Raw genomic sequence first — 12573 nt, 5'->3', positions numbered from 1 at the left:
CTTTCTCCTTATCTGGATCGCTGGCCGTCATGACCATGCAGCCCGCTACCCTCACCCCGGCCGATCCCGGCCTTTCCGCCGCCGCCTGCGCCCATTGCGGCGCGCCGGTGCCGCCGGGTGCGGGCCGCTTCTGCTGCGCCGGCTGCGAGGGTGCGGCGGCGCTCATCTCCGGGCTGGGGCTGGACGCGTTCTACCGGCGGCGGGAAGCCGCGGCAGGGGCGCAGAAGCCCACGGAGCTGCCGCCGGTGGACTGGGCGGCGCGCGCCGTGCCCGGGCGGGAGGGGACCCATAGCCTGGACCTGATGCTGCACGGGCTGACCTGCGGCGCCTGCGTCTGGCTGGTGGAGCAGGCCCTGGCCGCCGAGCCCGACGTCACCCGCGCCCGCGCCAGCCTGACGGCGCGGCGGCTCTCCATCACCTGGCAAGGCCCGGCCGCGCGGGCCGAGGCGCTGGCGCTGCTGGTCGCGCGGCTCGGCTTCCAGGTGGCGCCCTGGTCGGCCGCCTGCCTGAAGGCGGCGGAGGATGGCGAGGGCCGCGCCCTACTCCGGGCGCTCGGCATCGCCGCCTTCGGCGCGACCAATGTGATGATGCTCTCCGTCGCCGTCTGGGCCGGCAGCGACATGGGGGAGGCGACGCGCGCCCTGCTGCACTGGCTGGCCGCGCTGGTGGCGCTGCCGGTGGTGCTGGTGGCCGGGCTGCCCTTCTACCGCTCCGCCTGGGCCGGGCTGCGCGCCGGCCGGGTGAACATGGATTTCGCCGTCTCGCTCGGCGTGCTGGCAACCACCGCCATGTCGCTGTCCGAGGCGCTGCGGAACGGCCCCTATACCTGGTTCGACGGCGCCACCGCCCTGCTCTTCCTGCTGCTGGGCGGCCGGGTGCTGGACCGGGCGGCGCGGCAGCGGGCCCGCCAGGCCGGGGCGGAGCTGCTGGCCCTGCAATCCGCCGAGGTGACGCGGCTGGCCGCCGATGGCCGCGCCGAGCGGCTCGGCGCCGAGGCGGTACGGCCCGGCGACCGCCTGCTGGTGGCGCCGGGCGAAAGGCTGGCGCTGGACGGCGTGCTGGAAGCCGGCGAGGCCCTGTTGGACACCGCCTCCTCCACCGGCGAGAGCCTGCCGCGCCGCTTCGCCGCGGGCGAAGCGCTGCCGGCCGGAGCAGTCAATCTCGGCGCCGCCTTTACCCAGCTTGTTACCGCGGCGGCCTCGGAAGGCTCGCTGGCCCAGCTCGCCCGGCTGCTCTCCCAGGCGGAGCAGGCGCGCGGCCGCTACGTGGCGATCGCCGACCGCGCCGCCGCCTGGTACGTGCCGGCGGTGCATGCGGTGGCGCTGGCCACGTTCCTCGGCTGGTGGCTCTGGGTGGGCGTCTCCTGGCAGGCGGCGCTGGTGCCGGCGGTCGCCGCGCTGATCGTCACCTGCCCCTGCGGCCTCGCCATCGCCGTGCCGGCGGTGCAGGTGGTGGCGGTCGGAGCGCTGTTCCGGCGCGGGGTGCTGGTCACCTCCGCCACAGCGCTGGAGCGGCTGGCAGAATGCGACCATGCGGTGCTGGACAAGACCGGCACCCTCACCCTGGGCGCCCCTGCCCTGCTGCCGGATCCACGGCGGCCGGCCGGGGCGCTGGCGGCGGCGGCCGCGCTGGCGGCCAGCAGCCGCCATCCGCTGGCCCGCGCCCTGCTGCGCGCCTGCCCGGAGGCGGTGCCGGCCATGGGCGTGGAGGAAGTGCCGGGCGCCGGCCTGCGGCGCGGCCGGGAGAGGCTGGGCAGCGCGGCGTTCTGCGGCCTGCCCGGCCGGGCCGACGGGCTGACTCTCTACTGGCGCAAGGATGAGACGGCAGCGCCGATCGCCTTCCGCTTCGCCGAACGGCTGCGGCCGGATGCCGCGGCGGCCGTCGCCGCGCTGCACCAGCTCGGCCTGACCACGGAGCTGCTCTCCGGCGATGCCGCACCGGCGGTGGCGGAGGCGGCCACGCTGCTCGGCATCCCGGACTGGCGCGCCGGGGTGACGCCGGCGGGCAAGGCGGCGCGGCTGACCGCGCTGCTGGCCGAGGGCCGCAAGCCGCTGATGCTGGGCGACGGGCTGAACGATGCGGCGGCGCTGGCGCTCGCCCATGCCTCCGCCAGCCCGGCCGGCGCCACGGATCTGGCGCAGACCGCCGCCGACCTGGTGCTGCGGGCGGAGGGGCTGGCGGCGCTGCCGGCCGCCATCGCCACGGCGCGGCGGGCGCAAGCGGCGGCGCGGCAGAATATCGGCTTCAGCCTGATCTACAACCTGGTGGCGGTACCGGCGGCGGTGCTGGGGCTGGTGACGCCGCTGATCGCGGCGCTGGTCATGGCCTCCTCCTCGCTGATCGTCATCCTGAACGCCTTGAAGCTGGGGAGGGAGGCCACGCGATGAATGTGCTGACCGTGCTGGTGCCGCTGGCCCTGCTGCTGGGGCTGCTGGCCCTGATCTTCTACGTGTGGACGCTGCGCACCGGGCAGTATGACGACCCGGACGGGGCGGCCGCACGCATCCTATTCGACGAGAAGGAGTGAGGTCTCATGGCCGTCCAACCGCAATTCCCGGTCCTTCGGGTGGTGCTGCTGGTGGTGTCCGGGCTGCTGGCGCTGCTGGGGCTGGTGGCCGCGGCGAAGGCGCGGGATCTGGGCATCGGCGTCTTCGGCTGGGGCCTGCTGGGCTTCGGCTTGGCCTTCGGCTTCTTCCTGCTGAAGCGCGGCTTCGACGAGGGCGAGAAGCTGGCCCGGCAAGGCTGACCTCCCACGCCTCCGGGCAGGACGTCGGCTGGCCGAACCTGCTGGCGGCAAGCTCACACCGGGGTCCGGGGCAGCGCCCCTGGCTAGAGCATTCTCCCTGCGCCTTGGTGCATGGAGAATGCTCTAGGTCTTTGTTCAGGCGGGCAAATTACTCCGATCAGGTGCTCCCACCTGATCGGAGTTTGCTCTAAGGCGAGAGCCCGTTCACCACAAGCTGCACCGTCAGCGCCACCAGCAGGTCCAGCGCGACGAAGCCGATGGCCTGCCCGCCCGGCAGCAGCAGCGCCACCCGCGCGATGAACCATTCCAGCCACAGCGCGTACCCCGCCGCCGCCAAGGTGAGGCCGGAGGAGAGCGTATCTGGCAGCGCCGCGCCGGGCACGGTCAGCAGGATCAGCACCAGGTACTGGACCACATTCGCCCAGTTGAAGGCCGCCAGGAAATGCGGCCATTCCGCCTGCCGCCCCATGACGGCGGCGAGTCGCCGGGAGGCGAGGCCGAACCCCGCCCAGGAGGCGACGTAGCCGAGGAATTCCGCCGCCAGCGCCAGGCTGAACGAGCCGCCGGGCGCGGTGCCCTGGCCCCAGTCGAAGAGGCGGAGGGCGAGGAAGGCGGGCAGGCAGACCGCCGCGGCCCAGAAGCTGCGCAGCGCCCCCTCCGGCGTGTCCTCGATGAGCATCAGCCCCTCGGGCCGGCCGCGCGCCAGCAGGAAGGCGCCGCGCAGCCCGGCCTCGATCACCATGCGAAGCGGCGGCGGACCCAGCGGCGGCGGAGGGGGCGGGGCCGCGCCGCTCAGGCGAAGACCTCCTCCAGCACGGTCCGGTAGAGCGCGGCGAGGTCGCGCAGCTCGGCGACCGGCACGCTTTCATTCACCTTGTGCATGGTGGCGCCGACGGCGCCGAGCTCCGCCACCGGGCAGTAGCGGGCGATGAACCGGGCATCCGAGGTGCCGCCGCCGGTATCGAGCGAGGGGGTACGGCCGGCGCTGCGCTCGACGGCACGCTTCAGCGCCTCGACGAAGGGGCCGGGCGAGGTGAGAAAACTCTCGCCGGAGACCTCGACGCGCATGTCGTAGCGCGCCTCCTCGGCCTGCAGCGCGGCGTGCAGGTGCTCGGTCAGGCTGGCGCTGCTGTGCAAATCGTTGAAGCGGATGTTCAGCATCGCCCGCGCCTCGGCGGGGATGACGTTGTTCGCGGTGTTGCCGACGTCGAAGCCGGTGACCTGCAGGGTGGTCGCCTCGAAGAATTCGCTGCCCTGGTCGATCGGCTGGGCGGTGAGGCGGTGCAGCACGCGGACCAGGCGGTGGATCGGGTTGTCGGCGCGCTGCGGATAGGCGCTGTGTCCCTGGGTGCCGTAGAGGGTGATGTAGGCCGTCATGCTGCCGCGGCGGCCGACCTTGACGATGTCGCCGAGCGCAACCTTGGAGGTCGGCTCGCCGACCAGGGCCATGTCCGGGATCTCGCCGCGCTCGGCCATCCATTCCAGCACCTTGATGGTGCCGTCCTTGGCCGGACCTTCCTCATCGCCGGTGATGAGCAGGCTGATGCTGCCCGGCCTGTCGCCGTTTGCCGCCAGGTAGTCGGTAAGGCCGGCGACGAAGGCGGCGATGCCGCCCTTCATGTCGCAGGCGCCGCGCCCATAGAGCACGCCATCCTTCACCGCACCGGAGAAGGGGCTCTCCGCCCAGCCCTGCTCGCCGGGCGGGACGACGTCGGTGTGGCCGGCATAGCAGAAATGCGGCCCGCCGGTGCCGTGGCGGGCGTAGAGATTCTCGATCTCGCCGAAGCGCAGCCGGTGGCAGGTGAAGCCGAGCGGCTGCAGCGCCGCCTCCAGCACCGCCAGCGCCCCGGCATCGGCCGGGGTGACGCTCGGGCAGCGGATCAGCGCCTGGGCCAGGGGCAGCGGGTCGGCAGGGGCGTTGCGGGACAAGTGCCTAGTCCCGCAGCAGCTCGTTGATGCTGGTCTTGGACCGCGTCTGCGCATCCACCGTCTTGACGATGACGGCGCAGTAGAGGCCGGGGCCCGGCGTGCCGTCCGGCAGGGGCCTGCCCGGCAGCGTGCCCGGCACCACCACGGAATAGGCCGGCACGCGGCCGACATGCACCTGGCCGGTGGCGCGGTCGATGATCTTCGTCGAGGCGCCGAGGAAGACCCCCATGGAGAGCACGGCGCCGCGTTCCACAACGACGCCCTCGGCCACCTCGGAGCGGGCGCCGACGAAGCAGTCATCCTCGATGATGACCGGGTTGGCCTGCAGCGGCTCCAGCACCCCGCCGATGCCGACGCCGCCCGAGAGATGGACATTGGCGCCGATCTGGGCGCAGGAGCCGACGGTGGCCCAGGTATCCACCATCGTGTTCCTGCCGACCCAGGCGCCGACATTGACGAAGCTCGGCATCAGCACCGCGCCCGGGGCGATATAGGCGGATTTGCGGACGACGGCGCCGGGTACGGCGCGGAAGCCGGCATCCTTGAAGCGGTTGGCGCCCCAATCGGCGAATTTCAGCGGCACCTTGTCATAGGCGCCCGCCGCCGTGTCCATCGGCGCGGAATCGGTCAGGCGGAAGGAGAGCAGCACGGCCTGCTTCAGCCACTGGTTCACCTTCCAGCCGCCCGGCGCCGCCGCATCCGGCTCCGCCACCCGCGCCTGACCGGCATCCAGGGCTTCGAGCGCGGTCTCGACGGCGGCGCGGTCCTCCCCGCCGGTCGAGGAGGTGACGGTGTCCCGCCGCGCCCAGAGGGCTTCGATGCGGCTGGCGAGGGCGGCGAGGTCCATGGCGCGAGGTCCCGAGCGGAAGGCCGCGGACCATGCATAGGCGGGGCAAGGGGTGTCAACCGCCCGGGCCGGCCGCCGCCCCGCCCGGCGGCGATAACGCCACGTTCACCACGGCCGTGCACCCTGTGGCCATGCCGAGTCCCGAAATGATTGGCGCGCCGGGTGCCGCACCCCGGGACCCGGCCGTCCCGCCGCCGGACGCCGAGCCCGGATTCCGGGTGGCGCTGTTGGAATCGCGGCATCGCTGGCGGGACATCGCGAGCCTAGCCATCGACCTGGCCTTCGAGACGGACCCGGCCGGGCGCCTCGCCTTCCTCTCGCCCGACCCCTTCCGCGGCTGGCCGGCGGAATGGCTGCTGGGCAAACCGGCGCAGATCCTGCTGCTGCACCCGGAACCGGACCCCTTCGCCCTGCTGCACCCGGTGCGAGGGCTGCGCACCTGGCTGCGCCACGCCTCGGGCTCGCCCGCCTGCTTCAGCCTGGCGCTGGTGCCGCTGGCGGATGCCGGCGGCAGCTATGCGGGCCTGCGCGGCTGCGGCCGGGACGTGACGGCGGAGGTGCAGGAGGCCGAGGCCCAGGCCGCCGCGCTGCGCCGCGCCGCAGCGCTGGAGACCCTGGCGCGCCGGGTGCGCCGCCAGGTGCTGGCGCCGCGCATGCTGGCCGCCACGCTGGAATCCCTGCCCCCCGCCATCGGCTGCAGCGGCGCGGCGCTGCTGGAACTCGCGCCGGGCGGGGCGGCCGCCATCACCCGGCAGCACGGGGTGGAGACCGGCCCGTTACTACCCCTGGTCGCGCCGCTGATGGCGGCGGCGGAGCCGCGCTTCCTCACCGGCCCGGGCGGGGAGCATCTGGTCCTGCTGCCGACGCCGCACCGCGTGCCGCCCTTCCACGCCCTGCTGGTCTGGCGCGCGGCGGGGGAGCGGGATTTCGACGCCGATGACCGGCATTTGCTGCACGCGATCGCCGACCTGCTCTTCGTCACCCTCGGCAACCACATGCTGCAGCGGGAGCTGGAGCTGCAGGCCCGCACCGACGCGCTGACCGGGCTGCTGAACCGCCGCGCCTTCATGGACGACCTCCGCCGGCGGCTGGACCGGCCGGGAGAGCGCGGCGCGCTGCTCTTCATCGACCTCGACAATTTCAAGCCGATCAACGACACGCTGGGGCATGAGGCGGGGGATGCCGCGCTGGTCGCCGTCGCCGCCGTGCTGCGGGAGATGGCACGGCCGGTCGATCTCGCCGCCCGGCTGGGCGGCGATGAATTCGCCCTGTGGCTGGAGGATGCGGACGCAGCAGCCACCGGGCGGCGGGCGGCGGCGCTCTGCGCCGCGGCGCTGCGGCTCTCCCCCTGGCCGCCCGGGCGGCAGGGGCCGAAGCTCACCTTCAGCATCGGTGGCGCGGTGCGCGGCCCGGGGGCGCAGCTTCGGCCGGATGCGCTGGTCGCCGCCGCCGATGCGGCGATGTATGCGGTGAAGCGCGGCGGGCGCGGGCATTGGCGGCTGGCGCCGCCATCCGCCCCGGAGGCCGCCGGATGAGCGGCGTGAAGACCCCCTCGGCGGTCAGCGAGCAGGCCAAGCGCATCGCCGCCTCCGGGCAGGAGGCGGAAAGGGTGGCGCTGGCGGCGCAGCGCGACGCGGCGCCGGAGATCCTCTATTTCCTCGCCGCGGACGCGGCCGTCGCGGTGCGCGCCGCCGTCGCGGCCAATGGCGCGACGCCGGTGCAGGCGGACCGGCTGCTGGCCCAGGATGCGGCGCCGGAGGTGCGGGAAGCGCTGGGGCGCAAGCTGGCGCCGCGGGCGCCACACCTCTCCACCGCCGCGGACCGGCGTGGCCGGCAGAGCTGGCAGACCCTGCAGGGGCTGCTGGCGGATGCCGCCGTCACCGTCCGCGCGGTGCTGGCGGAGGAGCTGAAGGCGCTGCCGGACGCGCCGCGGGACATCATCCTGCGCCTGGCGCGGGACATGGCGATGGAGGTGGCGGAGCCGGTCATCCGCTCCTCCCCCCTGCTCACCGACGCGGATCTGCTGGCGCTGGTGGAGGCGCCGCCGGCGCCGGGGACGCTGACCGCCATCGCCCGCCGCCCGGCGCTGAGCGAGACGCTGTCCGACGCCATCATCGAAACCGACGCGGTGCAGCCGGTAGCGGCGCTGCTGGACAACCCCTCCGCCAATATCCGGGAAGCGGCGCTGGACCGGGTGGTGCTGGGCGCCGCCCGGCACATCCCCTGGCAGGAGAGCCTGGTGCGGCGGCCGGTGCTGCCGCCCGGCGTGGCACAGCGCCTGGCCGCCTGCCTGGCCGACCATCTGCTGGACGCCATGGCAGCGCGCTGGGACCTGGATGCCGGCCTGACCCGGGAGCTGCGCGAGCGGCTGGAACGCCGGCTGGAAGGGGCCGGGCCGCGGGCGGAGGAGCAATCGCCCGAGGCGGCCTTCGAGACGGCCGGCATGCAGGGCAACCGCTTCGCCATGGGCGCCGCCCTGGCCAGGGGCGCCGGGCTGGGCGAGGGGGCGGTGCAGCGCGCGGTCCGGCTGCGCAGCGCCAAAGGGCTGGTGAGCCTCTGCTGGAAGGCGGGGTTTTCGCCGCGCACCGCCACGCTGGCGCAGACGGTGCTGGGGCAGCTCACCCCCTCCGCCGCGCTGCCGCCCAAGGCGGATGGCGGGTGGCCGCTTTCGGAATCGGAGATGACCTGGCAGCTGGAATTGCTGACGGATGATGCCGGGGATTGCTGAAGGGCCGCCCCTGCCACGCCGCTGACCTGGCCGCAGGATGTCCGGCAATTGCCTCCGTCAGGATCGGCAGATCCGCACGGCGGAGTCATTGCCTCAGGGGGCGGCGCCCGGGCTGCCTTGCTGCCGCACGCGCCGAGGCGGTAATCGCACGCAGATGGGCGATCGGCCGTCACGGCCGGAGAAGGGGGTTCTCATGGCCGGGGATCTGGCGGGCGAGAAATTGGCGCAGCTCGAGCGATCGCTGCTGGAGCACTTCATGCCAGGCTACGCGGCACAGGATCCCGAAACGCTCAAGCGGGAACTTTTCATCCACACGATCCACCGGCTGACAGAGCACAGGAACAACGTCATCCCCTGGCTCGCAGAGCATATGAGCCTCTCCGGCGCGCGGGTCCTGGAGATCGGCGCCGGGACCGGGGCCTCCATCGTCGCCCTCGCCGAGGTCAGCCGTCAGGTCGATGGGATCGACATCGAGGAGAGCCATCTGCGCGTCGCAGCGGACCGGGTGGCGCTGCACGGTCTCCACAATGTCCGCCTCCTGGTTCGGAATGCGCTGGACCTCGAGGATCTGTATGCCGAGCCCTACGACCTGATCGTGTTCTCGGCCACGCTGGAGCACATGACCTATCAGGAGCGAATCGCCACGCTGCGAGCGGCGTGGGACAACCTGCCGGCGGGCGGGCATCTCTGCATCTACGAGACACCCAACCGGCTCTGGTACCGCGACGATCATACGTCGCTGATGCCCTTCTTCCACTGGCTGCCGGACGATCTCGCCATGGATTATGCGGTGAAGTCCAGCCGGAGCGACTTCGCCGAAGCCTTGGCGGGGCGCGATCCGGTCACGCTTGCCCGATGGGGCCGCGGCGCGAGCTTCCATGAAATCGACCTGGCCATCGGGCTCGACGCTGTCGAGGTCAGGCAGAGCCAGCACGAATTCCTCTGCGCCAGGCATCCGCATTATCGCCAGGCCTGGGAAGCATCGCCGGGCAAGCGCTACGCGGCGCTTCTGGCGGAGATCGCTCCCGCCGTCCCGGGCCCTTTCCTGGAAGAGCTTCTGAGCCTGCTCCTGCGGAAGCCTGGAGCCGATTAGGCCCTGTTGCGGTTCGCCGTGAGTGGATGATGGCGGCGACGAGGCGGACCCTGGCCGGGAAGCTGTGGTCAGCCTGGTCGCTTCCCGGGCAAGGCCTTCTCCCCCGGCGGGAGCGGAGGAGGCAGAGCCTCCGCTGGGGGTTGGCGACCCTGCCGCCAAGGGGCGGAGCTCCCCGTCACTCCTTGCGCTTCAGCGCCAGCCGCCGCGCCGGCCGTCCCGTTGCCAGCGCGGCGAAGCGCGCCACCACCTCCTCCGGCCAGCTCGTCACCCGCCGCACGGAGAGATCGACGCAGAGGTAGAGCACCTCATTCTCCGCCGCCAGCCAGCCCTCCGTGGCATGATACATCCGGTGCACCGCCAGCAGCCGCTTGCCGTCATGGGCCAGCACCTCATTGGTGCAGGCGAGCGGCATGCCCTCATGCACCTCCCGCACGTAGCTCACCCAGGTCTCGGCCGCGAAGGTGCCGAGCCCCTTGGCCCGGAAGGCAGGGCCCAGGCCGAGCTTCGGCCAGAGCTGGTCCGTCGCCATGTCGAACACGGCCAGGTAGAAGGCCATGTTCATGTGGCCATTGTTGTCCACCCAGTCCGGGCGGACCACCGCGAGCGGCGGCCCGTCCGGCAGCGGGGCCAGGTTGCTGCCTTCCATGCCCTCAGTGGATCTCGTCGGACCGCGCCAGCGCGTCCTTCAGCTTGTGGATGTCGAAGTCGTCGCGCTTCGCCATCTCCAGGATCACCGCCTCCTTCCGCGTCAGGAGGTCGATCGCGGCCGGAACCTGCTTCACCACCTCCGCCGGGATCACCACCGCGCCGTGGCGGTCCGCATGCACCACATCGTCATGCATCACCGGCATGCCATGGACGATCACGTCCCGGCCGAAATCGACGATATGCACATGCGCATGGCTCGGATTCACCATCGCCCCGATGATCTGGAAGCCCGGCGCCAGCATGTCGAGGTCGCGGAAGGAGCCGGAGGTGACGCAGCCGAGGCAGCCGAGGCCCTTATGGACATTGCTGTTCACCTCGCCCCAGAAGGCGCCGAAGCCGGGCGTCTCGTCCAGATCCTCGATGACGACGATGGTCGGCAGATCGGCATCCGCCACATATTCGTACCAGCCGATGCGGGCGGCCCGGTCCTGCTCCCTGGTCCGGCCGGAAGGGGCGGCGGCGCGGATCTGGCCGGTGCGGGCCAGGCCGCAGATCGGCGGCAGGGAGGGGTCGGCGCAGACGAAGGGCTGCAGGGTGAAGCCGCGGCCGCGCCGGGCGGGCGCCACCAGCTCCAGCGCGTTGCAGATGGTGGGCGTGTCCCAGCGCCGCAGCAGGTCCAGATCGGCCCGGGTGAAGCCGCGTTCGGTCATGGTGCTTATCCTTCCGGCTATGACGCCAAGGATCACGAAGCCGGCGGCTGCGGTCAAACCCCCTTCGTGTTTTGAAGCTTTCGTGTCACTCCCGGGGCCGCGATGGACGCGCCGGGGGCGGGTCCGGTAGCGCATCTTTCCCATGCCGCCCCATCGCCTCCATCGCCGCCATCGCCGCCGCCGGGCCGCCTGGGCCCGGCTCCTCCTGATCCTCACCGGGCTGCTGCTGCTTCTCCCGGCCCCGGCCCGGGCGCAGCGCGGCGTCGCCGGCCCGATCTACGACCGGAACATCGACGCGCTGATCGAGGGCGCCGAGGAATGGCTGGCGACGCTGGAAGCGCGCGGTTGGCTAGTGCGCGGCCAGATGACCAACACCATCCAGGCCATGCCCGGCTTCCGCGCCCCCTATCGCGGCGAGAACAGCCTTTCCGGCAAGCATGACAGCACGGCGATGCAGACCATCGACATCGTGCTCGGCCGCCGGCTCTGGGACAATGCGGAAATCATCTTCGTCCCTTCCCCCACCCGCGGCTTCGGCTTCGCCGACAATCACGGCCTGGGCGGGCCGACCAATACCGAGAGCTTCCACGGCGGCACGCGCAATTGGGACTACAACATCACCCGGCTCTTCCTGCGCCAGACCATCGACCTTTCCAACGACGCCCTCGGCCAGGATGACGACCCGATGCGCTTCGCCGGACCGCTGGCGATGGAGCGCATCACCATCACCGCCGGCAAGATCGCCACCTGGGACATCTTCGACAACAACCGCTACTCGCACGACCCACGGACCCAGTTCCTGAACTACGCCCTGGTCGGCACCGGCGCCTTCGACATCGCCACCGATCCCGCCGGCTACACCCATGGCATCGCGGTGGAGTGGGAGAATGGGCGCTGGGCGACGCGGCTCGGCGCCTTCCAGGTCAACCGCAGCCAGGGCGGCGATTTCCTGGACGACAAGGTGACGCGCGCCTGGCAGATCCTCGGCCAGGTGGACCGGTTCTGGTGGCTCGGGCGGCGCCCGGGCGCGCTCAGGGTGCTGCTCGGCGCCTCCCGCACCCGCTCCGCCCGCTATGACGACCTCGCCCGTGCCCTCCGGGCCGGCGAGGCGGATCTCGAGCGCTATCGCGCCTACCGCACCAAGGCGATGCTGGCGTTGAGCTGGGACCAGCAGGTCAGCGACACGCTGGGCCTGTTCGGCCGGCTCGGCTGGAATGACGGTCGCAGCCAGAACATGATGTTCACCGAGATGGACTGGTCGGTGGCGGGCGGTGCCTCGATCAATGGCTGGCGGTGGCAGCGCGACGACGACACCATCGGGATCGCCATGAACGTCGGCGGGCTGCATGCGCCGCAGCGACGCTTCCTGAAGGCCGGCGGCATCGGCTTCATCCTCGGCGATGGCAGGCTGAGCTATGCGCCGGAGGTTATCCTGGAAACCTATTACGACGCCGCCCTGGCTCCCGGGCTGAGCGCGGCGGTCGATCTCCAGCTCATCTTCAACCCGGGCTACAATGCGGCGCGCGGCCCGGTGCAGGTCGGCACGCTGCGGCTGCGAGCGGCGTTCTAGAGCGGGATCGGTTGAGCTGCGCTCACCCACCCCGCTCTAGCTCATAGTTCGGCCGCGTGATTCACGGTTTCGGTCGATTCGACCTCAACCGATCACGCTCTAGCGGAATAAGGCGAAGGGAAGGATCGGGGGCTTTGCCCCCGAACCCCCACCGGGGACTGGACCAGTCCCCGGACCCCGGTGTGGGTCTCGGACCCGACGGTCGAAGCGGCAGACCCAGGGCGGGGGCACGGGGTAGAGGAGGTTGGACCGTCGGGTCTCGAACCCATGCCTGCCAAAGGCCTCTGGGCCTTTGGCAGGGA

12 protein-coding genes are annotated in these 12573 nt (G+C 72.2%); 7 read left to right on the top strand and 5 right to left on the bottom strand.

Features of this window, described 5'->3' with window-relative positions:
- The first annotated feature begins 29 nt into the window (after nt 1-29).
- From E5N76_RS05120 to E5N76_RS05110, 3 genes are read left to right on the top strand one after another with little or no spacing between them, the layout of a single operon-like run.
- On the top strand, nt 30-2387 hold the full coding sequence (locus E5N76_RS05120) for a heavy metal translocating P-type ATPase metal-binding domain-containing protein (protein ID WP_235907576.1): 2358 nt from the start codon (nt 30-32) through the stop codon (nt 2385-2387).
- A complete protein-coding gene (ccoS, locus tag E5N76_RS05115; protein ID WP_149536228.1) occupies nt 2384-2527 on the top strand; it encodes a cbb3-type cytochrome oxidase assembly protein CcoS in 144 nt (47 codons plus the stop codon). Before E5N76_RS05120 ends, ccoS begins: the two co-directional genes overlap by 4 nt.
- A 6-nt stretch (nt 2528-2533) precedes the next feature.
- Nucleotides 2534-2746 carry a hypothetical protein gene (locus tag E5N76_RS05110; protein WP_149536227.1) on the top strand — a complete coding sequence of 71 codons (213 nt, stop codon included), beginning with the start codon at nt 2534-2536 and terminating at the stop codon, nt 2744-2746.
- 187 nt (nt 2747-2933) lie between these two features.
- Here E5N76_RS05110 and E5N76_RS05105 read toward each other — a convergent pair whose 3' ends face one another.
- Genes E5N76_RS05105 through dapD form a run of 3 tightly spaced genes read right to left on the bottom strand, consistent with a single transcriptional unit; the run spans nt 2934 to nt 5522 of the window.
- Entirely contained in the window at nt 2934-3488 is a 555-nt protein-coding gene (locus E5N76_RS05105; protein WP_149536226.1) for a hypothetical protein, read from the bottom strand.
- A 50-nt stretch (nt 3489-3538) separates the two neighbouring features.
- Nucleotides 3539-4675 carry a succinyl-diaminopimelate desuccinylase gene (gene dapE, locus E5N76_RS05100; protein ID WP_235907575.1) on the bottom strand — a complete coding sequence of 379 codons (1137 nt, stop codon included), beginning with the start codon at nt 4673-4675 and terminating at the stop codon, nt 3539-3541.
- Between the two features lie 4 nt (nt 4676-4679).
- Complete coding sequence (dapD, locus tag E5N76_RS05095; RefSeq protein ID WP_149536224.1) at nt 4680-5522, bottom strand: 2,3,4,5-tetrahydropyridine-2,6-dicarboxylate N-succinyltransferase; 843 nt, start codon at nt 5520-5522, stop codon at nt 4680-4682.
- 131 nt (nt 5523-5653) lie between these two features.
- On the opposite strand from dapD, the gene E5N76_RS29345 reads away from it, so the two are divergent.
- The 3 genes from E5N76_RS29345 (at nt 5654) to E5N76_RS05075 (ending at nt 9343) form a co-directional block, all read left to right on the top strand.
- Nucleotides 5654-7057, top strand: coding sequence for a diguanylate cyclase domain-containing protein (locus E5N76_RS29345; RefSeq protein ID WP_187829986.1), 1404 nt, complete (start codon nt 5654-5656; stop codon nt 7055-7057).
- Nucleotides 7054-8250 (top strand): DUF2336 domain-containing protein, encoded by a 1197-nt coding sequence (locus E5N76_RS05080; RefSeq protein WP_149536223.1) that lies wholly within the window; start codon nt 7054-7056, stop codon nt 8248-8250. Before E5N76_RS29345 ends, E5N76_RS05080 begins: the two co-directional genes overlap by 4 nt.
- A 193-nt stretch (nt 8251-8443) precedes the next feature.
- On the top strand, nt 8444-9343 hold the full coding sequence (locus E5N76_RS05075) for an SAM-dependent methyltransferase (protein ID WP_187829985.1): 900 nt from the start codon (nt 8444-8446) through the stop codon (nt 9341-9343).
- Between the two features lie 175 nt (nt 9344-9518).
- Here the strand turns inward: E5N76_RS05075 and E5N76_RS05070 are convergent, their stop codons facing one another.
- On the bottom strand, nt 9519-9989 hold the full coding sequence (locus tag E5N76_RS05070; RefSeq protein WP_149536221.1) for a thioesterase family protein: 471 nt from the start codon (nt 9987-9989) through the stop codon (nt 9519-9521).
- A gap of 4 nt (nt 9990-9993) precedes the next feature.
- Entirely contained in the window at nt 9994-10701 is a 708-nt protein-coding gene (locus tag E5N76_RS05065) for an RraA family protein (RefSeq protein ID WP_149536220.1), read from the bottom strand.
- A gap of 142 nt (nt 10702-10843) precedes the next feature.
- On the opposite strand from E5N76_RS05065, the gene E5N76_RS05060 reads away from it, so the two are divergent.
- Nucleotides 10844-12271 (top strand): carbohydrate porin, encoded by a 1428-nt coding sequence (locus E5N76_RS05060; protein ID WP_149536219.1) that lies wholly within the window; start codon nt 10844-10846, stop codon nt 12269-12271.
- The last annotated feature ends 302 nt before the right edge of the window (nt 12272-12573 follow it).

This window comes from Siccirubricoccus phaeus (assembly GCF_008360935.1).
In the GTDB taxonomy this organism is placed as follows: domain Bacteria; phylum Pseudomonadota; class Alphaproteobacteria; order Acetobacterales; family Acetobacteraceae; genus Siccirubricoccus; species Siccirubricoccus phaeus.
Note: the sequence above shows the minus strand (reverse complement) of the source record. Positions and strands in the feature narration are given on the sequence as shown.

What these genes read in the sequence shown, in the direction of transcription:
- E5N76_RS05120 (WP_235907576.1), top strand. Translation starts at nt 30, where the DNA reads ATGACCATGCAGCCCGCTACCCTCACCCCGGCCGATCCCGGCCTTTCC.
- E5N76_RS05065 (WP_149536220.1), bottom strand. Translation starts at nt 10,701, where the DNA reads ATGACCGAACGCGGCTTCACCCGGGCCGATCTGGACCTGCTGCGGCGC.
- E5N76_RS05080 (WP_149536223.1), top strand. Translation starts at nt 7,054, where the DNA reads ATGAGCGGCGTGAAGACCCCCTCGGCGGTCAGCGAGCAGGCCAAGCGC.
- E5N76_RS05060 (WP_149536219.1), top strand. Translation starts at nt 10,844, where the DNA reads ATGCCGCCCCATCGCCTCCATCGCCGCCATCGCCGCCGCCGGGCCGCC.
- ccoS (WP_149536228.1), top strand. Translation starts at nt 2,384, where the DNA reads ATGAATGTGCTGACCGTGCTGGTGCCGCTGGCCCTGCTGCTGGGGCTG.
- E5N76_RS05110 (WP_149536227.1), top strand. Translation starts at nt 2,534, where the DNA reads ATGGCCGTCCAACCGCAATTCCCGGTCCTTCGGGTGGTGCTGCTGGTG.
- E5N76_RS05070 (WP_149536221.1), bottom strand. Translation starts at nt 9,989, where the DNA reads ATGGAAGGCAGCAACCTGGCCCCGCTGCCGGACGGGCCGCCGCTCGCG.
- dapD (WP_149536224.1), bottom strand. Translation starts at nt 5,522, where the DNA reads ATGGACCTCGCCGCCCTCGCCAGCCGCATCGAAGCCCTCTGGGCGCGG.
- E5N76_RS29345 (WP_187829986.1), top strand. Translation starts at nt 5,654, where the DNA reads ATGCCGAGTCCCGAAATGATTGGCGCGCCGGGTGCCGCACCCCGGGAC.
- E5N76_RS05105 (WP_149536226.1), bottom strand. Translation starts at nt 3,488, where the DNA reads ATGGTGATCGAGGCCGGGCTGCGCGGCGCCTTCCTGCTGGCGCGCGGC.
- E5N76_RS05075 (WP_187829985.1), top strand. Translation starts at nt 8,444, where the DNA reads ATGGCCGGGGATCTGGCGGGCGAGAAATTGGCGCAGCTCGAGCGATCG.